This is a genomic window from Corynebacterium sp. NML130628 (assembly GCF_001875665.1).
Lineage (GTDB): Bacteria > Actinomycetota > Actinomycetes > Mycobacteriales > Mycobacteriaceae > Corynebacterium.
Window position 1 is genome coordinate 85,008 of the sequence record NZ_MLAL01000045.1, and the last position, 26,548, is coordinate 111,555.

Sequence of the window (26,548 nt, forward strand, 5' to 3'; positions counted from 1 at the left end):
AACACCTAGTGGTAGAGCGCCTCGACGCTCCAGCGCTGCCGATACCACACCAACAGCCACCCGCGCTGCCCCGCCGTCGACGCCTGCTCCACCCCAAGCACCTGGAGACGCGCAAGCTTCATAGGGTGCGCACCCCACCACCCTTCATCGACGGGCCACGGGCCTGCCCACGCGGTGACGTCGTAGCAGCGCTTGCCCCACACCAACGTGGCGGGCTGGCCACTGAGCAGGACCTCTGCGTTGAGAAGCACCGGCCGACCGGCGCTATCCAGCAACTTTACCCGTGATGACGGGTGCTCGATCCCACCACCAAGCCTGGCTGGAAGTGGCGACGGGACAGCGCCGACGAACTTCCCACGGTCCTGTGGTGGCACCTCCCCGTAGGGCACAAGCCGGATACGCTCGGCCACGCCGCGCCCTCCGACCGCGACCGGCTGCAGCACCGCCTCCATCCCGAGCTGGGATTGCACTCGCTCGATCACGCGGCGCGCACCATCGTCTGATGCCCCGTCGGACCACAACTCCCCCACCACGTCAGGCTGCGCAAGCTCCAGCGGTTCGAGCAGCAACGAGGCGATCGGTCCGCTGCCTCCGTTGGTGAGCCATCCATCAAGTTGCCAGCGCACCCGGTCGGCGGTGCCGGCTTCCGTCAGTGCTTCCCGCGTGCGCCACACGCGTTCGACCCGGGCGCCGTCGCTCAGCTCGGCGGAGATCTTCAGCCTCAGGCAGTGCACCCCGGCCTCCTTGAGCCGCTGGTGCAGCCTGGCCGCGAGTACGCGGGCGGCGAACGCGGCGGCGTCGACGCGCTCGATTGGTTCTTCCGGAGTCATCTCCACCGCGAAGTCTTCCACGGGCAGTTCCGGGGCGACGCGCCGGTCCGGGGCTGCGCTGGCGATCCGGTGCAGGTGAATGCCCGCAACCCCGAAGCGCGTCATCACGGCTGAGGCAGGCAGCTGCGCAAGCTGCCCCAATGTCTGGATACCAAGTTGGCCCAGGGTACGGACAGTTTCCGGATCCGCTCCAAGCGCCGCCTCTGCCGTGAGCACCCGAAGTGGCTGCGCCGAGAGAAACTGCGCCGATCCCCCTTCGGCCACCACGTGCGAGCTCCGGGTGGCGATCACCGCGGTAGCGATCTCATCCGCCGCCCCTGCCATGACGTCGATGCCGTGGCGGGCGGCGGCGTCGATCAGCATCTCAAGCGCCGTGTCCTCGTTGCCGTGGAACTTCCCCGCCGTGGCGAGGTCCGCGACCACCAGGCCGGGGCGCAGCACCTCCACGGAGGCAGCTACGTCGTCCAGGGAGCCTGCGAGCGCGCTGAACGTGCGGCCGTCGCGCTCCGGGTTGTCCTCTACTACCGTCAGCTCCGGCGCGACGGCCTGCGCGTTACGTACCCGCATCCCACGGCGGACCCCGACGCGCCGCGCCTCCTGCGAACAGACCTTGATGCGATGCTGCACCGCGATCGCAATCGGTTCTTCCAGCGTGTCCTCGGCTTCGAGCTTGGCTGCCTGTACGGGCCAGTCCGGGAACCAAAGTGCAGCAACCCTCATGAGGGCACCGCCTTCAGGTGCGTGACACCGCCTGTCGCCACCCCAAGCGTCAGTAGTGCCGGTGGCCGCTTCCAGCCTTTCGCGTGCGCGGACACTTCAAGGTCAATACCCGCGATACGCCCACGGCCACGCCCGATACCGTGAAAGCGAGCAATGTCCGCGCTCATGCGCAGTGCGGGCGAAGGCACCGTCACGTTCACGCAGAGCATCGCTGCTTCCCCGGCGCGCACACGGGCAAGCAGCGGGCGGGCCTGTGCGGGCGTGAATTGGATTTCACCTCGGGTGTGCAGCACCACCACATCCAGCCCTTCGGCGAGTACACCGGCGGCATGCACTGCGTCCAGCCCTGGCTCCGGGACTGCGACTGTTCTGCGCAGCGCTTGTCCTGAAAGCTCCGCGTAGGACAGCTCCGGCCACCCCACCACGGCCGCGTAGCCGCCGGCTTCCGTGACCTGTCGTAGGATCTCCACAATGAGTGAGGGCGTGTCGCTCACTTGCGTGACCTGCCGCCTTGGCAAACCTCCGTTCGGAAGTACATTCGCCAACTCACCACCCAACGGAACAACACCTTCGCCCCCGATCTGCTCCTGCGCGGCACCACCATCAAGCTCGGCTAATTGCGCACGGAGCCGCGCAATCTGCTCAGCCTTGCTGGGCTGCTCACCACCGTCCGTAGCGAACTCGCGCGAGCGAATAGGTGTTCCATTCATGCCTGTTAGTATGCAACGCGTCCCCGACACGAGCAACAGCAAAGGTCGAACACTATTTCGAACCACGGTGGCGCGAAGCGAGTCTCAATGCGCTACGCTCTGCCCTATGTACTACGCAGACTTCCGCAACCGCGTCACCCCAATTCCCACGCCACCCGCTGTGCGGGCGGTGACCGCGGGGTGCGTAGCGGCGTCGATAAGCGTGATGGCTGCACCGCTGCCCGCAGCCGTGAAAGTCGGTGTTGCTCTCGCCGCGGTGTTCATCGCCCGCGCCACCACCCGGGCACACCCGTACCGCAAGGCCATGGCCGAGTTCGCTCGCAGCCGCAACGTCTCGCAGGTGCCGTCGCTGAGCATGGTGGTACCCCTGATGCTGTGGTGGTTGGCGATCATGCTGTGCCCGCTGATCGCGCCACTGCCCGGCTGGGGGCTGGCACTGCTTGCGGGCGGACTCTTTGTCGTGGCGTGGGTGCTCATGCCGCACGTCGACGGCACGCGACGCCTCGCATACGCACCCCCAGCACCCGCAGCGCCTACAACGAAGCGCTAGCGGTAGCGCTTCGGCACGTCAGCCGCCCCCAGGCTGAGCATAAGGCGGTTTGCCCAGTTAAAGAACGCCGCCGAATTAATCAGGTCGAGGATCTCAAGCTCCCCGCAGTCGGCCGCGCGAAGTGCCTCGACGTGCTGCTGCGAGAACGCAATCGGGGTGTGCGTGAGCGCCACGGCGGCGTCGCGCAGCGCGTTCCACAGCTCGGTGCCAAGGTCGGCGGTCACACCTTCGTCGAGGAGCCGGGAGACCGCCTCGGCGTCCCCGCCTTCCTGCTTCGCGCGCCCCTGGTGTACGGAGGCGCAGTACTCGCACCCGTTGAGCCGGGAGACCACGGTCGCGGCTAGTTCCCGCTCGGCACGACCCAGGCCGCCGTCGGTGTTGTAGAAAATATCCAGGTCAGTCAGGGTGCGCGCCTTGAGCACTGCCGGGTCGCGCGCGAGTAGCCGGAAGTACTCCATGTCGATTCGCTCGGGCTTGAGCAGCGCGTCGCGGTGTTCCTCGGTGAACTCCGATTTGTCCAGGCTGGGCACCCACGCGCGCCAGCCTAGGGAGTGCTCCATGAACTTTGTCGGCGCGACAACGTCGGGCAGCAGGGTGCGTGGCCCGGGTTCCCAACCGGGGTCAACCACGCCGTGTGCTCGCCCGCTTGTCGACGCTCGCTGGGCCCGCTGGGCCAGCTCGGCCCTCTGCGCCCCACCAGCGTCAACCCCGCCGAGCACCCGCACGCCGTGCACAACGCGCAGCTGGAAGGTCACGAACGCGATGAGCTGCGCTAACGTCACGATGCCGTTGTCGCTCCACCCGGCGGCCTGCAGGTGCCCGATCGCTGCGGCGGTGGAATCTTTCGGGTGGAAAACCAGCAGGTGTGCGAAGTCCAAAGCTGCGGCGAACTGCTCCGACGCCGCCCCGGCCACGTCACCGAACAGGACGAAGTCGCCGTGCCAGTACGGCCCCTCGGATGTGCCACGCGCGAGAGCGGCGTCGACGGCCTCGGCCAGGCCGGGATCTTCATCCTCGAGCAACTCCCGGTAGAACGCGCTCGCAGTTGGCAGTCCGGTGAGCCCGGCCACGAACGTGGCGACACCATAGCGCCAGGCCAGCGGCACGTCGCCCTCGTCGGCGGGTTCAAAGAGGGCCGTAAACGTGAGCTCTGCGTTCTCGACTGCCTCCGGGCGGCGCTGGCGAAGGCGCGCGAGTTCCGGGGAGGCGTCGGCAAGCATATTGATGATGTTAGACACTGAATTCTCCTAACTGTCGGGCACGGAAGCGCGCGCCCGGGATCGCATGGATCAGGTTCTTTGTCACTTCGTGGCGCGGCCACTGGAAGACGTCGTCGGTCGGGCCGTACTCCACCTGGGTACCGCGGCTGAGCACGCTGACCGTATCCGAGATCTGTCGCACCACCGCTAAATCGTGGGAAATAAATATATAGGTCAGGCCCAGCTCTTGCTGCAGGTCCTCCAACAGCCGGAGGATCTGCGCCTGCACCGTCACGTCGAGCGCGGAAACTGCCTCATCGAACACGACGAGCTCCGGCTCCACCACGAGCGCACGCGCAATGGCCACACGCTGTCGCTGTCCGCCGGACAGCTGCGCCGGGGTACGCCGCGCGAACTGCTGCGGGTCCAGTGCCACGCGCGCCAGCATCTCGTGCGCCTTCGCGCGCGCGTCGCGTTTCGACGCCCCCGTCAGGTTCCGAACCGGCTCGGCCACGATGGCCTCCACTGTCATTTTGGGGTTCAGGGAGGAAAACGGGTTCTGGTGCACCAACTGCACCGTGGAGCGGAGCTTCCTGCGAGTGGCGTCGTCGACGCCGGTCACGACGTTGCCGCCAATGGTGACGGTGCCACTCGTCGGGTCACGGAACAGTGAGATCGCCCGCCCGGTCGTGGTCTTCCCGGAGCCGGATTCGCCCACAATCGCGTGCGTGGCCCCTCGCGTCACCTCGAAGGTGACGTCGTTGACGGCCACGAAGTCCCCGTACTCTTGGCGCAGGTGATCCACACGCACCAGCACGTCACCGTCCGGCGCTGGCCGGTGGTAGGCGTTCGCAACGGCGAGCGAAGGGGCGTCGGCAAGCAGGCGCTGTGAGTACTCCTCTTGCGGGTCGGCGAGCACCTCCGCAGCGGGGCCTTTCTCCACGACGACGCCGCGCTGCATAATCACCACGTCATCGGCGCGGTCACCCGCCACCGCCAAGTCGTGCGTGATCAACACGATGCCGAGGTTGAGGCGCTCACGCATTTCGTCGAGCACGTCCAGCACTTTTTCCTGCACGGTCACGTCCAGCGCGGACGTCGGCTCGTCGGCAATCAGTACCTCCGGCTCGGGCGCGATGGCCGCCGCGATGAGCACGCGCTGCTTCATCCCGCCGGAGAGCTCGTGCGGGTACTGGTCGTGTCGGCGCTGCGGGTCGTCGATACCGACGGCTTCCATCAGCTCCAGCGCACGTGCGCGACGGGAGGCGGCGCTGCCGATGCCGTGGACCGCCATGGCTTCCTCGATCGAGGCCCCGACCGGCTTCAGCGGATTGAGCGAATTGTTCGGGTCTTGCGGCACCAAACCGATCTTTGTGCCGCGCAGCTGACGCCACTGCCGCGGAGACAGCTGCGTAATGTCCTTTCCCTGGAAATAGACCGCGCCGTCCAACATCCGAGCGGGCCCTCCCAGCAGGCCGAGCGTCGCCATCACCGAGGTGGTTTTGCCGGAGCCGGACTCCCCCACGATCGCGGTGAGCTTGCCTGGCGCAACGGAAAAGGACACGTCCTGCGCCGATGGCGATTGGTTGCCGTACGCGACGGTCAGTCCACGTACTTCAAGTAAAGGTTGCATGGGTTAGGCCTCCGTACGAATGAGTTGGGACAGGTGGTTCGCGCTCATCACGGTGGCGATGATCGCCACGCCGGGCAGGACGATGATCCACCAGGCGATGGCCATGAAGTCTCGGCCTTCGGCGATGATGAGGCCCCACTCCGGGGTCGGAGGCGGGGCGCCGTAGCCGAGGAATCCGAGGATGGAGAGCTGCAGGATTGCCGTGCCGAATTGCAGGGCCGCCAGCGCAATGACCGGGGTCAGTGAGTTCGGCAGGATGTGACGCACCAACGCCTGCGTCTTCGTCGCCCCAGAACCGTAGGCGGCCTCCACGAAGTCGGCGCGTGCAACCTGCATCACCTGCGAGCGGGCAAGGCGGGCGAACGTCGCCACCGTGGTCATACCGACGGCGAACGCGGCCTGCAGTGAGCCAAAGCCCAGCACAATGATGATGGACAAGGACAGTAGGATCCCGGGGATAGCGAGTAGGACGTCCACGAGCCGCATGAGCACGGTATCGACCTTGCCACGAAGCGCGCCCGCGAGCAGGCCGATCAGCGTACCGAGCACCAGCCCGACCGCCACCGCGATCACCGCGCCGAGCAGCGACTGCCGCGCACCGTAGACCACGCGAGAGAACACGTCGCGCCCTACGGCGTCGGTGCCGAAGAAGTGTTCCGCGCTCGGCGCGGCCAGGGCCACGTCGACGCCTTTATACGGGTCGTGCGTGGCGAATACGCCCGGCAGCAGGGCCCACGCGCACGCGATGAGCAGCACCAGCAGTGCGAGTACCGTGCCTGGGTGTTTCCAATTCGTTGTTCGCATGGTTGCTACTCCCGTCCCGTTTCGATTGCCCGCACGTCAATGGCGTCGGCGGACTGGCTGGCGTACTGCTTCGGTGTTGCGGCAAATGGCCCATCGGCGGTCCGCAGCCGCACGTCAAGCACCGGGTAGAGCAGGTCAATGATGAGGTTGATGGTCACGTACGCCACCGCCGCGATGAGCACGACGCCCAGCAGCACCGGGGTGTCACGGTTCGATACCGATGTGACCACCATGGAGCCCAACCCCGTGCGCCCGAAGACGGTTTCCGTCACCACGGCGCCGCCTACGAGCTCGCCGAAGAGTAGACCAGCCATGGTCAGCGCTGGGAGTAGCGCGTTTCGCAGCACGTCAGACCAGAAGATGCGGGTCTCGCTCGCGCCGCGCGCCCGCGCCACCTGCACGAATGGGCTGCGCTGTACCTCGTCAATGGAGCGGATCAGCACCTGCGCGAGCGGGGCCGCCATCGGGACGGACAATGTGAGCGTCGGCAGCACGAGCCCTTCGATTGGTCCGGGGGCGACCACGTTGATCCAGCCGAGCTCAAAGGACACTAGCTGCAGCAGCACAATCGCGATCCAGAATCCTGGCAACGACACCATCAGCGAGGGCACTGCGCGAAACAGCTCGCCGATGCGTCCGGCGCCCGGTAGTGTTGCGACGAATGCGGTGGCCAGCGCCACAATGATCGCGAGCCCGACCGAGGTTGCAGCCAGCGCCAGCGTGTGCGGTAGGGCGTCGGCGATGATCTGCCCCACCGGCGTACCTGTGCGCACCGAGTAGCCGAGGTTTCCGGTAAGCAGTCCCGTCAGCGTCGCCACGTATTGCGAGAGCAGCGGCTTATCGACGCCCATCTCCGAGCGGATCTCCTCTATCTCCGCTTGGCTGAGCCCCAGGGCAGGATCGGCGTAGCGTGCCATCACGCCGTCGGATGGCAGGGCTGAAAGCAGAAAGAATGCGACGGTGTAGGTCAGTAGCAGTACGATGAGCGCTTGGCCTACCCGTTTGACGATGTACGGCATGGCGTATCCTCTTCCTGGAGGTAGGCGCTGTACAGCGCAGGTCGTGCGACAGATTCCACGCTGAACCCGCACAGGCGCGGGCTCAGGGCGTAGACCTGTGGTTCTTCAAACAGTGGCAGCGTATAGGCCTGTTCGGTGACGTAGTCCTGGACGGCTTCGACCGCGCGGGCCCGGCCGGCGTCGTCGGGTGTGGAGACCACGGTCTGCAGTAGGTCTTCCAGGTGCTGGTCGATCACGTTGTCGTTTTCGTCCTGGTTGATGAAGGAGTCTCGGCGCTCGACCGCGTAGTGCGACTCGATGGCGTCGTAGTCCGCCCGGCCGACCATTGTGTGGTAGAGCTGCACCTTGTTTGGGTCCTTAGACGCTACGTTTTGCGTCGAGCGGTCACCGGAAAGTATGGACAGCTCAATGCCGATGTCGCGTAGGTCGGACTGCACCATCGTCATCGCCTCGCGGGCGCGCGGCTGGGTTTGGGCGTAGTTGACGGTCAGGTGCAGACGCTCCCCGTCTTTGATGCGGATGCCGTCGCCACCAACAACCCACCCGGCCTCATCAAGGAGCTGTCGGGCAAGCTCTGGGTCGTATGCGTAGGCGTCGCCCTGGTTTTTGTAGCCCAGGCCGGTGGCGGCCACGCTCAAGGTCGCCAGCGGGTAGGAATCAGAGAACAGGATGCGCAGCAACTCTTCGCGGTTTACGCTGTGCGTAATCGCACGGCGTACCCGGATGTCCTGCAGGTACGGGTGCTGCGGGCGCATCGCGAGCTGGTTGTTCATTGCGTTGGTGCCGCGGGAAACGATCTGCACGCCACGGTCTTGAAGGTGGCGCTCGGCGGACGCAGTCACGTCGCGTACGATGTCCGCCTGCCCAGATATGACCGCGCCCGTGCGCATCGCTTCTTCGGCAGCAAGCCGGTACGTCACGCTGTCCAGCCGAGCGCGGCCCTGATGTTCGAGGATGGGTGGCGCCCAGTCGTAGTCCTCGCGCGCCCGCAGTTCGATGGAGGTGCCCAGCTCCTCGCCTGCGACGACAAACGGGCCGGATCCGATGACGTTGTGGGCGCTTCCCGGCCCGAAGTACTCGTTGTCGAGCGCCAAGGTGGCGTCGGAAAGCAGCCCGGCGTTGTACACGGATACCGCCTGCGCGAACCCCGGTGAGGGTGCGGTGAAGTGGAAGCGCACCGTGTCCTCGTCGATGACCTCGCCGTAGTCGTAGTTCGAGATCTGCTCGGAGGCGTTCAGCAGCCGCTCCTTGTCGCCTTTGCCGTAAAGGTCGAAGTTGGCGACGACGTTTTCCGCGGTCAGCGGCGAGCCGTCGGAGTAGGTGACGTCGGTGCGGATGTCGAAGGTGTACACCGTCGCGTCCTCGTTGATTTCCGGCAGCTTCGTGGCGATCCACGGGTGCAGCTCGAGTGTCTCTGGGTCCTGATAGAGCAGTCTGTCTGTTATTTGATTCACGACGCCACCGTTCGGGTAGAACCCTGCCGCTGGCGGATACAGCGAGGTAAACCAGTTCGGCTCAAGGTACGTGATTGCCTGCATGTCCTCGCCCTGCTCTGTTTGCCCTGCACATGCGGTGCATAACCCGAGTAGCGTGGTAGCCGCAAGCAGCGCTCCGGCCTGCGTTCGACGTTTGTGGTTCACTGTTCTCCCTTCGATGAGCGATAAGGCTAACACAGATTAGACGGAGCGGTCTCGAGCGTCTAGACTAAGCAGTCTAAACGGTCGCTGTCGCAACAGGAAGGAACACACAGTGCAGCCAGCAATCGCCATCGTCGGCGCAGGTCCACGCGGCATTTCCATCATTGAACGCATCGCCGCCGCGCTCAACGAATCTAATTCCACCCAACCACTGACAATCCACCTCATCGACGACGCCCAGCACGGCGCCGGACGCGTCTGGGACACCGCACAAACCCACACCCTGTGCATGAACACGCTCGCCGGCGCGGTCACTCTCTTCACAGAACCCGGCTCGACCGTCACCGCCCCCGTACTCGAGGGGCCCACCATGTACGAGTGGATCCAACTCCTGCGCGGCGAGCGCGACGCCGTGTCCGCCATCAAGCAATCACTGTTCGACGCCCACCCAACCCCCGACCACGTCACCGCCGACTTCGGCGCGGAGCTGGCTGCCACCCGCCCGGAATCCAACCCCTCACGCGCGCTGTACGGCGAATACCTCCACTGGGTCCTCACAGTCGCGTTGGCGCAGCTCCCTCAGCACGTGACCGTCACCAACCACCACTCCCGCGCGCAGCAGATCACCGCCGACGACCAGCGCGACACCATCACGCTTGAGGACGGCACAACCGTCCACGCCGACGCCACCGTGCTCGCCACCGGCTGGGTCGTCCCCGAGCACCCAGTGGCCTTCCGCGGGCACTGGATCCAACCCGGCAACCCGGTGGAACAGGACGTCGATACGCTTGTTGCTGGCGAAACCGCAATCGTGCGCGGGCTCGGCATGGGCTTCTTCGACCTCATGGCGCTGAGCACCATCAACCGTGACGGCCGCTTCGTGCCCGCCGACACCCGCTCCGAGCTGCGCTACGAACCCAGCGGCGCCGAACCACACCTCGTGGTCACCTCTGGGCGCGGCTACCCCTACCTGCCAAAATCCGAGTACCACTCGCTGCCACCGAAGGCGGACCTCTCTCGGCTGCGCGCCGCGATCGAAAAGCACAGCGACGCCACCACGCTCAGCTTCGGCGAACAGCTCTGGCCTGCCCTCATCCGCGACTGCTACGCCGCCTACTACACCACCCTCGCGCGCGTACGCCCCGACGCCCTGTGCATCCCACTAGCGGACATCATCTCGCGCATCGACGCTGCACCACTCGCCGACGCCGCCACCCGCACCAGCCTCCTGCCCTGCGCCCGCGTACTCAACGACACCCTTGCCGACGCCACCACCGCCCCCTTCGACATCTCCTACTGGATTGACCCCCTCGCCGGGTACGAAGGCCTCGACGCCGAGAGCCTGAACTGCGTCATCGCCGACGCGCTGGCCCGCGACATCGCCGAGGCCATCGCCGCCCTCGACTCCCCCATCAAATCCGCCCTGTGGGTGATCTCCGCAGGCCGCAAACCAACCGCCATCGCCGTCGAGAACGGCCGCGGCACCCCGGAGGACCAGCACGGCGCGCTCTCCGACTACATGGCATTCGGCCAGATGGTCGGCTCCGGCCCGCCGCTCTTCCGCTCCCGCGAACTCCTCGCACTTATCGACGCCGGCCTCGTCACCCTGCTCGGCCCAACCCCAACCGTCACGCAATCGGGCACAACCTTCACGGCCACCAGCGCCGAGCGCACCATCACCGCGAACACCCTCGCAGACGCTTTCCTGCCGTCCCCCAACATCACCCGCGCAGCCGACCCGCTCACCGCATCGCTGCTGGAAAGCGATCGCATCCGCCCATTCGCACCCTTCGGCACGCCCACCGGCTCCCCCGAAACCGACGCGGATACCCGCCGCACCATCCACCCCGACGGCACCCTGGACCCGCGCCTGCACATCGCAGGCATCCCCACCGGCACACAGTGGGCAGACACCACCATCTCCCCAATGCCCGGCACCGACCCGCGCATGCTGCAGGAAACAGACAAGACCGCACGGTCGCTACTGCGGCAGGTACGTGTACGCTAGCCCAGGTCGCGCGCAACCGCCCACCGGGTCAACTGGTGGCGGTTCGAGGTCTGCGTCTTCCGCAAAATACTCGACGCATGCGTCTCCACCGTCTTCACGGAAATGAATAGGCGCTGCGCGATCTCCTTGTACGTGTAGCCCCGCGCCAGCAGACGCAGCACCTCGAGTTCGCGCCTGGTCAGCGAGTCCACCGCCGGGTCGTCCTCCTCGACGACAGGCCTGCTCGCAAACGCATCAAGCACGAACCCCGCCAACCGCGGCGAGAAGTACGCATCCCCGCCGCGTACCCGCTCGATCGCCTCCGCGAGCTCCGCGCCCGCGATGTTCTTGGTCACGTACCCGCGGGCGCCCGCGCGGATCAGGGCAATGACGTCCTCGGCGGCGTCAGACACGCTGAGCACCAAGTACGCCGGGCCGGGTGCGCGCTTCAGCACTGCGAGGCCGCCGCCGTCGGGCATGTGGACGTCGAGAAGCACGACGTCGGGCTGTGTCTGCTCGATTCCCCGCACCGCCTCGGCGACCGTCCCGGCCTCACCGACGATCTCCACCGCCTGCTGCAGCTCGGCCTTCACCCCAGCGCGGAACACGGAGTGGTCATCCACTAGAAACACGCGAGTCATAGGTCCAACGCTAGTTCAATCTCAGTGCCACTGCGTTCCGACGTCACCACGTGTACCTCTCCCCCAACGCGCTCCACGCGGCCCACGATGGAGTCCCGCAGACCGTGCCGGTCCGTCGGCACCGCCTCGGGGTCGAATCCGCTGCCACGATCGCGCACGAACACGGTGAGCCTGCCAGCGAGGTGCTCCGCGTAGACATCGACCGTGTCCACGCCGGCGTGCTTGGTCGCGTTGACCATCGCCTCCCTCGCCGCGAGCACGACCGCCTCTGCGCGCTCGTCGAAGGGAATGTCCTCGCCCACCGTGACGGGTTGAATCACGACCCCGTAGGCGTCCTCCACCTCGCCTGCAGCCTTGCGCAACGCGGCGAAGGTGGTGGTGTGGTTGGACACGGTGTCGTCGAATAGCCAGGCGCGAAGCTCACGCTCCTGGCCACGGGCAAGCCGAACCACCTCGTCCGGGTCACCGGCCTGCCGCTGGATGAGCGCCAGCGTCTGCAGCACCGAATCATGCAAACGAGACGCGATCTCCGCACGCTGGTCCGCCACCGCCTTCTGCTCACGCTCCGCGACGAGCGAGTTCGCCAGCTTCGTGATCAGCGGCACCACCAGCACCGCCACCCCCAGCACCGTCACCAGCACAGAAACCACCATCCCGGCGACCCCACTGCTTTCCCCCATGAGTGCGAGCGCCAGCACCCCGCCCATCACCAGCAGCGCACCCAGCGCCATCGCCGCCATGTTCTTCCACGAAGACGTACCACGGTCGTAGGCCTGCAGCGCGATGACCGCACCCACAATGAGCACGCCAACCACGAACAGCGCGGCGGATCCAACGCCCGAGGAACCCTGTAAGGACAGCAGCGCGCCCACAAACCCGACCAGCACGAGAGAAACATCCAGCGCACCAGGACGCTGCCGGGGCTCGACGCTCTCGGCAACTGGGGTGAACATCCACAAGCCCGAGTACAGCAACGCCCCCAGCCCACCGGCGAAGCTTGCGACAACAAAAAACAGCCGCACCCACCTCACGTCCACTCCGAGGTGGCCAGCTACACCAGAGGCCACACCCGCAATGACACGGCGGGAAGGGTCCCGGGTCAGCCGGGGATACAACGCAGACATGCACTCATCTTTACACGCACAGTTCCTCGGGCACATCGGGGTAAACCCTGAGATCAAAAATCAGGGTCGTTCCCGATACCGCCCGCGGACCCACCACGGGACAATAAAGACATGGAAACAAACACACTGAAGCGCATGTGGGAGACTCGCCCGCCCCGCATCCCAAAGGACCAGGGCGGCAAAGCGGTCATCGGTGGCGTCTGCGAAGGTATCGGCGCCCGCTACCAAATTGACCCAACGCTTGTCCGCGTCATCTTCGTAGCACTTGCACTCATATTTGGTGGTGGCCTCTTCCTCTACCTGCTGTGCTGGATCAACATGCCACGCTTCGGCATGACCCGCAGCCCGTGGAACGCAATCACCACGCCGAAAGAACAGCTCACCGAGCCAGAGAAGAAAGACCGCAGCACCGGTTGGTGGCTGCTGCTCGGCCTAGTGGTCTTCTTCCCATCAGTCTCAGCGGCAGGCGATGTCAACGGGGTACTCGTTACGTTCGTGTTGTTCGCGCTCGGGTGGTACCTCGCCCACCAACGCCAGCCGGAGCCGCCGACAGGGTTGCTGGTGGTGAAACCGGAGGAGGCGTCGACAAGCGAAGGCCCCACCGTGGATACCTCACATTTGACCGTGCCCGAGGGCTACGAGCATCCCGGCACACCCCCCGCGTGGGACCCACTCGGCGCGGCACCCGGGCTGTGGCACCTGCCCGAGCCAACCGAGCCAGCGCCGGAGCAGCCGAAGAAAAAGACACGCCTGTGGCTATGGCTGCCCCTGGCTGTCATCCTCTTCTGCCTCCTGTTCATCACCGGTATTGCCGGCCCCCGGTTCGATAGCAAGGTGGACAGCCGAATTGGCGAAATACATCACACATTCGAGGACGCGAATTCAATCCCTGACTTCAGCAACCTCGTTGGAGAAACCACCATCGACCTGTCGAACCTCGCGCCACTCGACGAACCCAAGACCATCAACATCAGCAACGGCGTCGGCGAAATCAACATCATCCTGCCCAACAACGTGCCTGTCGACGTCCACTGCGAAGCAACCGTCGGCGAAACTACCTGCCCCCAGGGCAAGCAAAACGCGGACAAGGACGGCGAGCTCCTCACGATCAACGTGAAGCAGCGCGTCGGGTCCGTGTCCGCGTACTTTGCCGAATAAGTCGGCGTATTACTCCCACTCGATGGTGGCTGGCGGCTTGGACGTCACATCCAGCACCACGCGGTTGACGTCCGGTACCTCGTTGGTGATGCGGGTCGAGATGACCTCGAGCGTCTCGTATGGGATGCGGACCCAGTCCGCGGTCATCGCGTCCTCAGACGCGACCGGGCGCAGCACGATCGGGTGGCCGTAGGTGCGGCCGTCGCCCTGCACGCCCACCGAGCGGACGTCGGCAAGCAGCACGACCGGGCACTGCCAAATCTGCTCATCCAGGCCAGCCTTGGTCAGCTCCTCGCGAGCAATCGCATCCGCGGCGCGCAGGGTCTCCAGGCGTTCCTCGGTGACCTCACCAATGATGCGGATACCCAGACCAGGGCCCGGGAACGGCTGACGGTTCACGATCACCTCAGGCAAGCCAAGTTCGCGACCGACCGCGCGGACCTCGTCCTTAAACAGCAGGCGCAGCGGCTCGACCAGCTCGAACTCAACGTCATCCGGCAGGCCGCCGACGTTGTGGTGGCTCTTGATGTTGGCGGTACCAGTACCACCACCCGACTCGACGACATCCGGGTACAGCGTGCCCTGCACCAGGTAATCAACCTTGTGGTCCGACAACACATCAGCCACAGCACGCTCGAAGGAGCGGATGAACTCCGCACCGATCGCCTTGCGCTTCGCCTCCGGCTCAGTCACACCGGCCAGCTTGTCCAAGAATGCCTTGCGCTCGTCGACAGTCACGAGCTTCGCGCCGGTCGCGGCGACGAAGTCCTTCTCCACCTGCTCGCGCTCACCCTGGCGCAGCAGACCATGGTCCACGAACACACAGGTCAGACGGTCGCCGATCGCGCGCTGCACCAGCGCCGCAGCAACAGCCGAGTCCACACCACCGGACAGGCCACAGATGGCGTAGCCGTCGCCCACCTGGGTGCGAACCTGCTCAATGAGCTGCTCCGCGATATTCGACGCCGTCCAATTCTGCTCTAGACCAGCAATCTCAGTGAGGAAGCGCGTCAGCACTTCCTGGCCGTGCGGCGAGTGCATGACCTCCGGGTGGTACTGCACACCAGCAAACTTGCGCTCCACGTCCTCGAACGCAGCGACCGGCGCACCCTTCGAAGACGCAGTGACCTCGAAGCCCTCCGGAGCCTTCGTCACCGAATCACCGTGGCTCATCCACACCTTGTGCTCCTCCGGCAAACCGGCGTGCAGCACGCCGCCCGCGACCGACATCTCCGTGCGGCCGTACTCGCGTGCGCCGGTCTGCTCAACCTTGCCCCCGAGCGCGCGCGTCATCACCTGGAAGCCGTAGCAAATGCCGAAGATCGGGATCCCCAGCTCGAAAATCTCGGGGTCCAGCTGCGGGGCGCCATCCTCATACACGGACGACGGGCCGCCGGACAGGACAAGCGCCAGCGGCTGCTTCTCCTTCACCTCCGCGGCAGAGATCGTGGACGGAACGACTTCGGAGAACACGTGCGCCTCACGCACACGACGTGCAATGAGCTGCGCGTACTGCGCACCAAAGTCAACAACAAGAACAGGGCGAGTTTGAGCAGTAGTCACGCACCAAATCTTAACCTACGCAGCACCCAATGTGTACGTGAGCCCGATGACAGAGTCCTGCACACCAAAACCCTTTAAAACAACAAAGACACCACCTGCCAGGCAGGTGGTGTCTTCAGCGTTATGGCGTTACAACAGACTACTTCAGTAGTGCGCGCAGGTTCTCCAGCGCGTCGTGCACCCCGTCGATCGCCGGGTCGGAGCCCAGCTTCTGCGAGGAAGCATGCAGGCGCTCGATGGAGTTATCCGCAGCCTGGATAGCGCGGTGCACCTGAGCAACAAGTGGCTCGATGTTCTCACCGAATGGTTCCTGCGCCGTCGTCTGCGACCAGCGGCGAATCATCTCGAGCGGCATCTTCGTCAGCTCGGAAATCGAGTTCACCTTCAGGTCTACGCGGTTCGCCAAGGAGGAGTGCAGGAAGACCGCGTCGTCCATCTGCTTCACGTCTACTTCGAGAGCGTCGAACAGCATGGACAACACCTCACGACGGTTCTCCTCAAGGGAGAAGATCGCGGTCTGCGCCGTATGCAAACGAGCCAGCGCAATCGCCATACGCGCGGACGCTGCCTTCTTCGCCAACTCACCAGCGACCTCGTTAAGCGACTGCGCGTTCTCGTCGATGATGCCACGCATCGTGGCCCACACCTGCAGCGGTGCAAGCAGCAGCGTACGAGCAGCGCCCTCCGCCATGACGTTTTCCATCTCGCCCTTCACGCTGTTCGTGACAGCGTTTTCTTCCACCAGAGTCTGGCTGGCCTTTGCCAGTTCTTCAGCGGCTTCCTTAATAGACGACTGGATTTCCATAAAGCGGTCCAGCTCGCGGTAGAGGTGCTTGGTGGCCTCGTACACCTCGCCGGTGCCCTCCGGAAGGTCGAAGCCTGCTTCCTCACGCGCCAGCACCTCGGCCGGCAGTGCTTCGGCGACGAAGGCGTCGTAATCAGGCACAAGCTCCTGCAGCTTGGCCAAGCCAAGCTCTGCGCGGCGACGACGGCCAACACCCTCATGGCGCGCCTTCCACTCAACGTCGTTCACCGCCTGGTACACGTCGCCGACAACCTTGAACAACTCGGTCATCGGACGGGTACGCACAGAGAGGTAATCGCCGTTTGGCAGAGGCGTCACGGTAGCAAACACGTCGTACGCGGAACCACTCTTTGCGCGGTTGCGAACATAGCCTGCGAACGGTCGGCCATCCTCAATGACGTCCCACATCAGCTTGAATGCGCCACCAGGCATCTCAATATGGCGAATGAGATTGTGTGGCTTCCCGATCATCTCGACTTCGGGATACTGCGCGTAGTGAATAAAGACCTCATTGACATGGGTCATAATGCCCTTGCTGTCCGTCACCGAGAAGAAGATGTGATCAACATCAACCTCATGGTGTGGGCCGTCTGGGGCATCTCGTTTAATAACTACTTCGTAGGCCATATTCGATATACTAGGTCAATCTGTTTACGGGCGGACGATCACGTCGACCTTTTGGAACGACTTGAGATCAGTGTACCCACATTTCGCCATAATACGACGCAAACCACCCACTAAATTTGTTCCGGCAGCAGAATCGCTCGATGGGCCGAACAAAATCTCAGTCAACGGACAGCGATCACCCAGACCCCAGTTAGCAACCTCCCCGCGCGGGAAGCGCGGGTGCGCGGAGGCGGGCTCCCAGTACGCGCCACCAGCAGCGGCCTCGTCCGCCTTCGCGAACAGATCGCCTACCATGACGGCATCAGCACCCATGGCGAGTGCCAGCGCGATGTCCCCGGCGTTCGACGGTGCCGAGTCCGCGATGACGTGAACATAGCGGCCACCAGTCTCGTCCAAGTAGTCGCGACGAGCTGCGGCCACATCAGCAATCGCAGTTGCGAGTGGGACATCCAGGGCCAAGCCGGAGGAGGACCGTCCCGACCCGACAATCACACCGGCTGCGCCAGCGCGCATCAGGTGCGTGGCCGTCGTGTAGTCGAACACACCGCCTGCGATAACCGGGACATCAAGGGATCCGATGAACTCCTTCAGGTTCAGCGGTTCCCCGCCGGGCTGCACGTGCTCCGCGGAAATCAACGTCCCCTGCACGAACAAGATCTCCGCGCCGGCCTTGATGACTGCGGGGGCAAGCTCGCGCACGTTCTGCGGGCTCACGCGCACAGCGACGGTCGCGCCGGACGCGCGGACCTGCGCAATGCGCTCACTCAACACATCCAGGTTGATTGGCGCCTGGTGGAGCTTCTGCAGCGTCGCCGTCGCCTTGGCAATCTTGCTAGGAATCTCGTGGTAGCTCTCCGGCTCGAGATCCTTGGCATTTGGCGCCTGGTCACAAACTTCGTTGATCGCCTCTTCGAAGTTCGCGTGGCGGCCCAAAATACCCTCGGCATTGAGCACTGCCAGGCCACCCTGCTTACCCATCTCGATGGCGAACTCAGGGCTCGCCAGGGCGTCGGTCGGGTGGGACACAAGCGGCATGTCAAACGTGTAGGCGTCGATATGCCACTCGGTGCTGACGTCCTTCGACGAGCGGGTGCGGCGCGTCGGCGTCAGGGTCAAGTCGTCAAGATCGTAGGCCTTGCGGGCCTCGCGCCCGATGCCAATTTCTACATATTCACGCATGTCAGGTTCTCTCCTTCAGGAGCTATTCAGAAAGGATTAGTTTTTGTAGTTCGGCGCTGCAACCGTCTGCGTGATGTCATGTGGGTGCGATTCGCGCAAGCCAGCCGTCGTGATCTGGACAAACTGCTTCGTCTGCAGCTCAGCGATCGAGGCAGAACCGGTGTAGCCCATTGCGGCGCGCAGACCACCAACGATCTGGTGGGTGATGGCGTCGATATCCCCGCGGAACGGAACGCGGCCCTCGATGCCTTCCGGAACCAGCTTGTCCTCGCTCGTAACGTCGGCCTGGAAGTAACGGTCCTTAGAGAAGGAACGCTTCTCGCCGGTCAGACCACGGCCCTGCATCGCGCCCATCGAGCCCATGCCGCGGTAGCGCTTGTACTGCTTGCCACCGACGACCACAACGTCTCCGGGAGCCTCAGTGGTGCCCGCGAGCATGGAGCCGAGCATGACGGTCGATGCGCCAGCCGCGAGCGCCTTTGCGACATCGCCCGAAAACTGCATGCCACCGTCTGCGATAATCGGCACCCCAGCCTTGTGAGCAGGCACGGAGGCCTCCAGGATGGAAGTAATCTGTGGAGCACCAACACCAGCCACAACGCGCGTGGTGCAGATGGAGCCTGGCCCGATGCCGACCTTGATCGCGTCTGCACCGGCATCAATCATGGCCTGCGCGGCTTCCCGCGTCGCCAGGTTGCCACCAATAACGTCGACGCGGTCGCCGAAGTCCTTCTTCACACGGGAGACCATCTCGAGCACGCGGTTATTATGTGCGTGCGCGGAGTCGACGACGAGGGCGTCGACACCCGCCTCAACGAGCAGCGCGGCGCGCTCATAGGACTCCTCGCCAGTGCCGATGCCCGCAGCGACGAGCAAGCGGCCGTTCGAGTCCTTCGAAGCGTTCGGGTACTGCTCACTCTTCACGAAGTCTTTCACCGTGATCAGGCCAACCAGCTTGCCGGCCTTATCCACGATCGGTAGCTTCTCCACCTTGTTCGCCGAGAGCAACGCGAGCGCCTCCTGCTTATCGACGCCCTCATCCGCAACGACCAACGGCATCGGCGTCATGACCTCCGCGACCTTGCGGTCAAAGTCTGGCTCAAAACGCATATCGCGGTTCGTGATGATGCCAACCAGGCGCTCGTCTGCGTCAATCACAGGCAGCCCCGAAATGTGGAAGCGGCCGCACAGCGCGTCAACGTCACGAATGCTCATGTCCGGGGTGGCGGTGACCGGGTTGGTCACCATGCCGGACTCGGAACGCTTCACGATGTCCACCTGCTCCGCTTGGTCCTGCGCGCTCAGGTTGCGGTGCAGCACGCCAATGCCGCCCTGGCGTGCCATCGCGATCGCCATCCGCGACTCCGTGACCGTATCCATCGCAGCAGAAGCGACCGGAATGCCCAGCTTGATGTTGCGGCTGAACTGCGAGCTCGTGCTCACTTCGGCCGGCACGATGTGTGACTCGGCCGGCAGCAGCAGCACATCGTCAAAGGTCAAGCCCCGCAGTGCAATCTTGTGCGGGTCATCCCCACCTGTAAGAACTCGCTCGTTTGCCATTGACAACTTCTCCTTCCGCGCGCGGTGTACCCGACATTGGTTTTCAGCCATGATATAACGTCGCGCGACAGGACACACAGACACATCGAAAAATCCCAACGCACACGGCTAATTGGCCTTGCCACTCCCCACACAATAGGCTGGTCAGTGTGAATTACGACGACATGATGCCACTCGACCCGTTCGCGAACGACCCGAACGATCCGGCATCGTTCATCGAGGACGACGAACTGCCGGAACCCTTAAGCAGCGAGGAGCGACAGGCGATCATTCACGATCTGGCCCACGTCCGCGACGCACAACGAATCTTGCGTCCCCGCGGCATCCTCGGAATCTTTTTCATGTGCGAAGACTGCGAGCAAACGCACTACTACGACTGGGACATCATGGAGCAAAACATGATCTCCACGCTGAATCACGCGCTCCCGCCCGTCCACGAGCCGAGCGCCAGCCCAGACGTGAACGCCTACGTGACGTGGGACTACGCGCTGGGCTACATGGACGGCATCGAGTCCGCCGGCCGCTAGCGCTGCGGCGCGGCCGACGACGGCGCCTCTGCCGGTTTGGGGGAAGTAATCACGGTCGGTGATTCCGGCGTTGCGTCCTTGGTAGCCGGTGTCGTCGGGTGAGACTGGCTTGGCTCCGCGCTCGCCGTCGGCTGCGGGGAGGAATGCTGCTCGACGGCAGACTGCTCCGTCACCACATGCGTCACCGTCACAGGCTCACGCGGTTCAGGTGTCACCGTGACGGTCACCGTCCGCGTCACCGTGACCTCTGGAATTGTCGACGCCACCGCAGGCTCAGACCCCTGCGCCTTCTTCACGTCCATCGTGTTCAGCAGCGCCTTGGCCTGCAGCACGAGTGAGCGCACAGCGTCCTCGTTGCCTTCGTCACTCGCGACTTCCATTTCGTCGAGCGTGCTCGCCAGCTCCATCACCGACGCCCGCTCCCCGAACACGGTTGAGGCTACTGGCCACAACGGGGAATCGGGCGTCGCGTTGTACAGCACCGCACCGCTCCCCGCGACGAGGGCGGTGGCTGCTGCCGCGCCCACAAGCCCGCTGAGCCATGGGTTCATCTGCTTTCGCGCAGGCTTCGCCACAGGCGCTATGTAAGGAGGTACCGGCATCGGACGTTCGACGTCCTCGCGCAGCGCGGACATCAGCCCCAACAGCTGGTCGGTACCATCGTTTGGGGCTTCTCCACGTGACACTTGGGTCAACACGACGTCGTCCGCCAACAGCTCATCAAACTGCGGGATGCGGTGTGCATCACGTGTCATTTCGCAGATTCCTCCTCTTCAAGGGCCTCACGCAAACGAGCCAGGGCACGGTGCTGTGCGACACGAACCGACCCAGCTGTCCCACCAACAATCTCTGCTGTTTCTTCCGCCGAAAGGCCAACAAACACGCGCAGAATGATAATATTTCGCGCTTTCTCACTGAGTACATCGAGCAGCTCGCGCATTTTGTTACTCGCGTCGATATCCAGCGCATACCCTTCAGGATCGGCCTCGTGTGATACACCGTCGGGGATGTCCTCGGTGGGCAGCATACGGTCACGCGCGTAGCTGCGGTGCGCGTCCGTCACCTTGTTGAAGGCGATGCCGTACACGAATGCCATGAACGGTTTCCCCTGGTCTTTGTAGCTTCCAAGCGCGTTGACCACAGCGAAACATACGTCTTGGGTGACGTCTTCTGGCGTCGGAGTGCGCCCACCACCAATGCGGGCGCGCGCGTAGCGCAGTACAAGCGGGTAAATGAGCGCCACAATGCGCTGTGTTGCCCGGTCATCCCCAGACTGCGCTGCGGGCAACAACTGCGCAAGCTGCGCGTTGACATCATCAGAACTTCCACCGCTCATACGCGACGCCCGCCTCCTTTCCCGTATCGCTCAAGGGTACAGCGATGAGCATGCCATTCCCAAAGCTGGCCCCTTCACGCACGCAAAAGCCCGGACGGCTCAAGTCCGCCCGGGCCCACCACGTTACAAACGCTGGTTAGTGCGTGTGACCGTGTGCGTGTTCCTCAGTTTCCTCCGGCTTGTTCACCACAGATACCTCCGTGGTCAGCACCATGCGGGCAACCGAGCAAGCGTTAACAACAGCAGAGTGCGTTACCTTCACAGGGTCAATGATTCCCTGCTCAATCAGGTTGCCGTACTCCAGCGTTGCGGCGTTGAAGCCCTCATCGTTGGCCATGTCGGCGATCTTTGACACAACAACGGAGCCGTCCAGCCCAGCGTTATCCGCAATCCAGAACGCCGGCTTCACGAGTGCGCGGGCCACTGCCAGCACACCGGTCTTCTGCTCATCTTCGAAGGACTCCGCAAAGGTCTCCAGCTCGCGTGCGATCTGGACCAGCGCAGAACCGCCACCGGCGATGATGCCTTCTTCAACAGCCGCGCGGGCAGCGTTGATGGCGTCCTCGACGCGCAGCTTGCGCTCGTTCACCTCGGTCTCGGTCGCGGCACCGACGCGGATGACGGCAACGCCACCCGACAGCTTCGCCAGGCGCTCCTCCATCTTCTCCTTGTCCCAGGTGGAGTCCGTCGCCTCGATGTCGCGGCGGATCTGGTTGCGGCGCTCCTCGACGTCCTCGGCGGAACCGGCGCCGTCGACAAGCACGGTGTCGTCCTTGGTCACGGTGACGCGGCGCACCGAGCCGAGGTCGTCCAGCGTGGCGTCCTTGAGAGCCATGCCGACCTCGGGATCAATGACGGTCGCGTTGGTCACCACAGCCAGATCGTCCATGAACGCCTTACGACGCTCGCCGAAGTACGGCGACTTCACAGCGACAACCTTCAGGGACTTGCGCAGCGTATTCACCACGAGTGTCTGCAGCGGCTCACCGTCGACGTCTTCGGCGATGATCAGCAGCGGGACGGAAGCCTCCGCAACCTTTTCCAGCAGCGGCAGAAAGTCCGGCAGCGAAGAAATCTTGTTGCGGACCAGCAGCACGCGGGCATTTTCCAGCACCGCCTGGCCGGCGTCGGGGTCCGTCATAAAGTACGGCGACAGGAAGCCCTTGTCGAAGGACACGCCCTCAGTGACGTCGACGAACGAGTCGATCGTCTGGGACTCTTCGACAGTGACGACGCCGTCCTTACCGACCTTGTCCATCGCACCGGCAACCATCTCGCCGACCTCAGAGTCGCGGGAGGAGACTGTGGCGACGTTGGCGATCTCGGCGGAGGAAGAAACCTCCGTCGCGCGCGACTTCAGCTCCTCGATAACTTTCTCTGCCGCAGCCTGGATACCCTTGTTGAGCTGGATCGGGTTCGCGCCAGCGGCCACGTTGCGCAGCCCCTCAGTGACCAGCGCTTGCGCGAGCAACGTCGCGGTCGTGGTGCCGTCGCCGGCGATATCGTTCGTCTTCACTGCGACGGACTTCACCAGCTGCGCACCGAGGTTCTCGAACGGCTCCTCGAGGTCGATGTCGCGGGCGATCGTCACACCGTCGTTCGTGACGGTCGGGCCGCCCCACGACTTCGAAAGCACAACGTTGCGGCCGCGTGGGCCAAGGGTGACCTTGACGGTATCCGCCAGGGTGTCAACACCCTTCTTGATGCCTTCGCGGGCCTCCTGATGAAATGCAATAAGTTTTGCCATTGGTGGCTACGCCCCCTTCAATTACTTTTCGACGACGGCCAGCAGGTCGCGAGCGGAAAGCAGCAGGTACTCCTCACCGTTGTACTTCAGCTCGGTGCCGCCGTACTTGGAGAAGATGACGGTGTCGCCCTCGTTGACGTCGACAGCAATGCGCTTGCCCTGCTCATCCAAGCGGCCAGGACCAACAGCAATAACAACTGCCTCCTGCGGCTTCTCAGCAGCAGAATCAGGGATAACCAGGCCGGATGCCGTGGTGGTCTCCGCCTCAGCGATCTGTACCAAAACCTTGTCTTCCAGTGGCTTGATGTTGACGTTTGCCATGATCTGAACGCCTTCCTTCAATGTTGTATCTATCAGTTCAGTAGTTTGAGGTTATTTGAAGGCCCAGCCGTCGTCGCGGGTGTACAACTGCGCTCTCCACAACCTTGTTAGCACTCTACCCCTGCGAGTGCTAACACTCAACATTGTGACGGTTCTCACCAATACTTACTGGTGAACGAGTGGAATCTCCACTTCCAACGACGTATCCGTCGCAACGGACAGCTCCGAAGGCTGCGCCCCTTCATGGATGAGCTGGCCTGCCAACGCGGCAATCATCACACCGTTGTCGGTGCACAGCCCGAAGCGCGGCACGCGCAGCTCCACCCCGGCCTTTACACAACGCTCCTGAGCAAGTGCGCGCAGGCGGCTGTTCGCCGCCACCCCGCCGCCAAGCAGGAGCGTTTTTGCGCCCGTCTCCTCCAGCGCCAACAGCGCCTTGCGGACGAGCACATCACACACCGCTTCCTGGAACGACGCGCACACGTCCTCCACGTTAACCACCCAGCCTTCGCGCTCCGCTTTTTCCACGTAGCGCGCCACGGCAGTCTTCAAACCGGAGAACGAGAAATCGAAACGGTGCTCGCCCCGCAAATCGTCGGCCCTACTCAACGCGCGCGGGAACGGGATCGCATCCGGGTTGCCCTTCGCGGCCAGGCGGTCAATAACCGGACCGCCCGGGTAGCCAAGTCCAAGCAGACGCGAGACTTTGTCGTAGGCCTCGCCGGCGGCGTCATCAAGGGTAGAGCCCAACTCGCGCATCGGTTTGCCGACGGCCTCAACCTCCAACAACTGCGTATGCCCACCAGAAACCAGCAGTGCCACCGAATGCGGAAGCCGCTCCTGCCCCTCCAGGTTCGCCACCGCAACGTGACCACCCAAGTGGTTCACGGCGTAAAACGGCACGCCCCACGCTGCCGCATACGCCTTCGCCGCGGACGCCCCAACCAGCAGCGCACCCGCCAGGCCCGGCCCGATCGTTGCCGCGACAACATCCGGGGCGTCAATACCGGCCTCCTCCAGGGCTGCCGCCATGACCTGCGGCATCGCCTCAAGGTGGGCACGCGACGCGATCTCAGGCACCACGCCACCAAAGCGGGCGTGCTGCTCCATCGAAGACGCCACCTGGTTCGCAAGGATCTCCATGGTGCCGTCGGAGTGGACGTCGACAATTCCGACGGCCGTCTCATCACATGAGGACTCAATCCCGGCAACAATCATGCCTGCTCCCTTTCACTCTTGCGTGGGCGCATCATCGTATACGCGTCCGCACCAGAAGGTTGATAATAGTTCTTGCGCGTGCCAACCACGGAAAAGCCGTAGCGTTTATACATGCCGAGCGCCGCGACGTTGTCGGTGCGCACCTCGAGGAACATCGGGCCGTCGACAAGGTCAGCGGTGTGGACGAGCTGATCCATCAACTCCCCGCCCACGCCACGACGCTGCGCGCCAGGCGCCACCCCGATGGTGTGGATTTCGAACTCAGGCTCGTTGCGGGGGCCGAGCATCGCAAGGCCCGCGTAGCCCAACAACGCGCCCTCATCATCAAAGGCCCCGATGTAGAACGTGTACGGCTGCGCGAACTGCGTCAGCAGCACCTCGCGCGACCACGGGGTTTCATCGGAGAAAAGCACCGCCTCCAACGCTGCGACAGCGTCCGCATCGCTGGGCGTCAGCTCCCGGATATTCACAGTGCAACATCCGGCAGCGCAGCAGAGCGCGGGCGCGGCTTGGGAGGGACTGCGTCCGGGCGGCGCAGGTACAAGGGCGTAAGCGGCCCAGGCGCAACGGACGTATCGCAGGCAGCCAGCAAACCGTGCACGCCCGGCGCGAGATCACGTACCTCGCCAGCGGCGACCTTCACAGTCTCACGCAGCGCTTCAGGAACGACGAGGAGGTCCACCTCGGCGCCCTCGACATCGATCGCACTGGCGGCGCTGACGTGCGGCCCGTCGACGCGCCTACCGTCACGGTACAGGCTCCAGTACACCTCGCGGCGGCGCGCGTCGGTGACCACAAGCACGCTTTTCCCCTCAGTGCCCCCGGCTTCCGCGGCCTCCGCGGCAATGGCGTCGTGGGTGCACACGCCATAGACCGGCACTCCCAACGCCTGCCCAAACGCGGACGCGGTGGCCATGCCTACGCGCAGCCCCGTAAACGGGCCTGGCCCCACGCCAACAACAATGGCGTCGAGCGCACCGTACGTGCAGCCCGCTTCCGCCAGTAGTTCGTTGACAGTGGGGACCAAAAGTTCGTTATGGGAGCGGGTCCTGATTACCCGCTGTGCATCCACGCGGCGCGACTGCTGATCGCCCACGCCGACAACCAGGTCGTGCGTGGCGGTATCGAGCGCCAGCGTCAGCATTAAGCCGCTACTCCCATGACCCAGCCGTTACCGTCCTTGTGGAAAGGCAGCGGCGTGTTCATCGGGAACATCTCCGACTGCGGGATGGAGCAGATGTTCACCTTGGAAAGCTCCACCTTGTCCAGGTCGATCTCCGCGTTCTGGTCCTCGTCGAACAGCAGCATGTAGCCCCAGTCGCCGGAGAAATCAAAGCGGTCCTGGTCAAGGTTCAGCGCCTGCAGCTTGCTCAGCAGCAGCTGGTCCGGCTCGTTCGGGCACAGCGTGGTGAACCCGATGTAGTCCTTGTCGTAGACGCGAGTCAGGTCAATGAGCTGGCCCGCAACGGCTTCACCACCAGGCTTGACCTCTTCAAGGGAGCGGGAAAGAGAATTCGTTGGCGTCGCAGCCGCCATTGGGGACGGCTTGGTCAGCGGGATGAAAATGAGAGCAACGAGCACAATCACCCACAGTGCACACGCAATAGCGACCCAACCACGGCTAGTATTGTTCAGCTTCAGCATGGCCTACAG

25 protein-coding genes are annotated in these 26,548 nt (G+C 64.0%); 4 read left to right on the top strand and 21 right to left on the bottom strand.

Annotation, left to right across the window (positions count from 1 at the left end; translation table 11 throughout):
* Window positions 1-5: 5 nt before the first annotated feature.
* On the bottom strand, window positions 6-1,550 hold the full coding sequence (locus tag BJP07_RS10120) for a DNA polymerase Y family protein (protein WP_071567339.1): 1,545 nt from the start codon (window positions 1,548-1,550) through the stop codon (window positions 6-8).
* Entirely contained in the window at window positions 1,547-2,260 is a 714-nt protein-coding gene (locus tag BJP07_RS10125) for a hypothetical protein (RefSeq protein WP_143111776.1), read from the bottom strand. The genes BJP07_RS10120 and BJP07_RS10125 overlap by 4 nt, the downstream gene beginning before the upstream one ends.
* 106 nt (window positions 2,261-2,366) lie before the next feature.
* Between BJP07_RS10125 and BJP07_RS10130 the strand changes: the two genes are divergently transcribed.
* Entirely contained in the window at window positions 2,367-2,810 is a 444-nt protein-coding gene (locus BJP07_RS10130) for a hypothetical protein (RefSeq protein WP_071567340.1), read from the top strand.
* Here the strand turns inward: BJP07_RS10130 and BJP07_RS10135 are convergent.
* Genes BJP07_RS10135 through BJP07_RS10155 form a run of 5 tightly spaced genes read right to left on the bottom strand, consistent with a single transcriptional unit; the run spans window position 2,807 to window position 9,105 of the window.
* Entirely contained in the window at window positions 2,807-4,048 is a 1,242-nt protein-coding gene (locus BJP07_RS10135) for an alkylhydroperoxidase domain protein (protein WP_071567341.1), read from the bottom strand. The genes BJP07_RS10130 and BJP07_RS10135 overlap by 4 nt on opposite strands.
* The gene (locus BJP07_RS10140; protein WP_071567342.1) at window positions 4,041-5,642 is read right to left on the bottom strand and encodes an ABC transporter ATP-binding protein; all 1,602 of its coding nucleotides are present in this window, start codon (window positions 5,640-5,642) and stop codon (window positions 4,041-4,043) included. The genes BJP07_RS10135 and BJP07_RS10140 overlap by 8 nt, the downstream gene beginning before the upstream one ends.
* Window positions 5,643-5,645: 3 nt before the next feature.
* Window positions 5,646-6,446, bottom strand: coding sequence for an ABC transporter permease (locus tag BJP07_RS10145; RefSeq protein ID WP_071567343.1), 801 nt, complete (start codon window positions 6,444-6,446; stop codon window positions 5,646-5,648).
* Window positions 6,447-6,451: 5 nt separating this feature from the next.
* Window positions 6,452-7,465 carry an ABC transporter permease gene (locus BJP07_RS10150; protein ID WP_083584204.1) on the bottom strand — a complete coding sequence of 338 codons (1,014 nt, stop codon included), beginning with the start codon at window positions 7,463-7,465 and terminating at the stop codon, window positions 6,452-6,454.
* Complete coding sequence (locus BJP07_RS10155) at window positions 7,441-9,105, bottom strand: TIGR04028 family ABC transporter substrate-binding protein (protein ID WP_255365983.1); 1,665 nt, start codon at window positions 9,103-9,105, stop codon at window positions 7,441-7,443. Before BJP07_RS10155 ends, BJP07_RS10150 begins: the two co-directional genes overlap by 25 nt.
* Window positions 9,106-9,214: 109 nt before the next feature.
* On the opposite strand from BJP07_RS10155, the gene BJP07_RS10160 reads away from it, so the two are divergent.
* Window positions 9,215-11,110 carry an FAD/NAD(P)-binding domain-containing protein gene (locus tag BJP07_RS10160; protein ID WP_071567344.1) on the top strand — a complete coding sequence of 632 codons (1,896 nt, stop codon included), beginning with the start codon at window positions 9,215-9,217 and terminating at the stop codon, window positions 11,108-11,110.
* On the opposite strand, the gene BJP07_RS10165 is transcribed toward BJP07_RS10160, so the two are convergent.
* Together BJP07_RS10165 and BJP07_RS10170 are read right to left on the bottom strand one after the other, a co-directional pair.
* Complete coding sequence (locus BJP07_RS10165) at window positions 11,107-11,730, bottom strand: response regulator transcription factor (protein WP_071567345.1); 624 nt, start codon at window positions 11,728-11,730, stop codon at window positions 11,107-11,109. The genes BJP07_RS10160 and BJP07_RS10165 overlap by 4 nt on opposite strands.
* A complete protein-coding gene (locus BJP07_RS10170; protein ID WP_071567346.1) occupies window positions 11,727-12,854 on the bottom strand; it encodes a PspC domain-containing protein in 1,128 nt (375 codons plus the stop codon). Before BJP07_RS10170 ends, BJP07_RS10165 begins: the two co-directional genes overlap by 4 nt.
* A 111-nt stretch (window positions 12,855-12,965) precedes the next feature.
* Between BJP07_RS10170 and BJP07_RS10175 the strand changes: the two genes are divergently transcribed.
* Window positions 12,966-14,012, top strand: a complete 1,047-nt coding sequence (locus BJP07_RS10175) for a PspC domain-containing protein (protein WP_071567347.1) — start codon at window positions 12,966-12,968, stop codon at window positions 14,010-14,012.
* A gap of 9 nt (window positions 14,013-14,021) precedes the next feature.
* Here BJP07_RS10175 and guaA read toward each other — a convergent pair whose 3' ends face one another.
* From guaA to guaB, 4 genes are all read right to left on the bottom strand, one after another.
* A complete protein-coding gene (gene guaA / locus BJP07_RS10180) occupies window positions 14,022-15,575 on the bottom strand; it encodes a glutamine-hydrolyzing GMP synthase (RefSeq protein WP_083584206.1) in 1,554 nt (517 codons plus the stop codon).
* Between the two features lie 139 nt (window positions 15,576-15,714).
* Complete coding sequence (locus tag BJP07_RS10185) at window positions 15,715-17,007, bottom strand: PAS domain-containing protein (protein WP_071567349.1); 1,293 nt, start codon at window positions 17,005-17,007, stop codon at window positions 15,715-15,717.
* 24 nt (window positions 17,008-17,031) lie between these two features.
* Window positions 17,032-18,186, bottom strand: a complete 1,155-nt coding sequence (locus tag BJP07_RS10190) for a GuaB3 family IMP dehydrogenase-related protein (protein WP_071567350.1) — start codon at window positions 18,184-18,186, stop codon at window positions 17,032-17,034.
* 36 nt (window positions 18,187-18,222) lie between these two features.
* Complete coding sequence (gene guaB, locus BJP07_RS10195) at window positions 18,223-19,746, bottom strand: IMP dehydrogenase (protein ID WP_071567351.1); 1,524 nt, start codon at window positions 19,744-19,746, stop codon at window positions 18,223-18,225.
* Between the two features lie 140 nt (window positions 19,747-19,886).
* Here guaB and BJP07_RS10200 point away from each other — a divergent pair, with 140 nt between their 5' ends.
* Window positions 19,887-20,273, top strand: coding sequence for a DUF5319 domain-containing protein (locus tag BJP07_RS10200; protein WP_218160245.1), 387 nt, complete (start codon window positions 19,887-19,889; stop codon window positions 20,271-20,273).
* Here BJP07_RS10200 and BJP07_RS10205 read toward each other — a convergent pair.
* The 8 genes from BJP07_RS10205 to BJP07_RS10240 form a co-directional block, all read right to left on the bottom strand.
* Entirely contained in the window at window positions 20,270-21,028 is a 759-nt protein-coding gene (locus BJP07_RS10205) for a hypothetical protein (protein ID WP_071567352.1), read from the bottom strand. The genes BJP07_RS10200 and BJP07_RS10205 overlap by 4 nt on opposite strands.
* Window positions 21,025-21,609: a sigma-70 family RNA polymerase sigma factor gene (locus BJP07_RS10210; protein ID WP_071567353.1), complete on the bottom strand. Its 585-nt coding sequence runs from the start codon at window positions 21,607-21,609 to the stop codon at window positions 21,025-21,027. Before BJP07_RS10210 ends, BJP07_RS10205 begins: the two co-directional genes overlap by 4 nt.
* A gap of 136 nt (window positions 21,610-21,745) precedes the next feature.
* Window positions 21,746-23,356 (bottom strand): chaperonin GroEL, encoded by a 1,611-nt coding sequence (gene groL / locus BJP07_RS10215; protein WP_071567354.1) that lies wholly within the window; start codon window positions 23,354-23,356, stop codon window positions 21,746-21,748.
* A gap of 21 nt (window positions 23,357-23,377) precedes the next feature.
* Window positions 23,378-23,677, bottom strand: a complete 300-nt coding sequence (gene groES, locus BJP07_RS10220) for a co-chaperone GroES (protein WP_070363040.1) — start codon at window positions 23,675-23,677, stop codon at window positions 23,378-23,380.
* A gap of 165 nt (window positions 23,678-23,842) precedes the next feature.
* Entirely contained in the window at window positions 23,843-24,895 is a 1,053-nt protein-coding gene (gene tsaD, locus BJP07_RS10225; protein ID WP_071567355.1) for a tRNA (adenosine(37)-N6)-threonylcarbamoyltransferase complex transferase subunit TsaD, read from the bottom strand.
* Complete coding sequence (gene rimI, locus BJP07_RS10230) at window positions 24,892-25,365, bottom strand: ribosomal protein S18-alanine N-acetyltransferase (protein ID WP_071567356.1); 474 nt, start codon at window positions 25,363-25,365, stop codon at window positions 24,892-24,894. Before rimI ends, tsaD begins: the two co-directional genes overlap by 4 nt.
* Window positions 25,362-26,039, bottom strand: coding sequence for a tRNA (adenosine(37)-N6)-threonylcarbamoyltransferase complex dimerization subunit type 1 TsaB (gene tsaB / locus BJP07_RS10235; protein ID WP_071567357.1), 678 nt, complete (start codon window positions 26,037-26,039; stop codon window positions 25,362-25,364). Before tsaB ends, rimI begins: the two co-directional genes overlap by 4 nt.
* Window positions 26,039-26,539 carry a hypothetical protein gene (locus BJP07_RS10240; RefSeq protein ID WP_070363044.1) on the bottom strand — a complete coding sequence of 167 codons (501 nt, stop codon included), beginning with the start codon at window positions 26,537-26,539 and terminating at the stop codon, window positions 26,039-26,041. The genes tsaB and BJP07_RS10240 overlap by 1 nt, the downstream gene beginning before the upstream one ends.
* Between the last annotated feature and the right edge of the window lie 9 nt (window positions 26,540-26,548).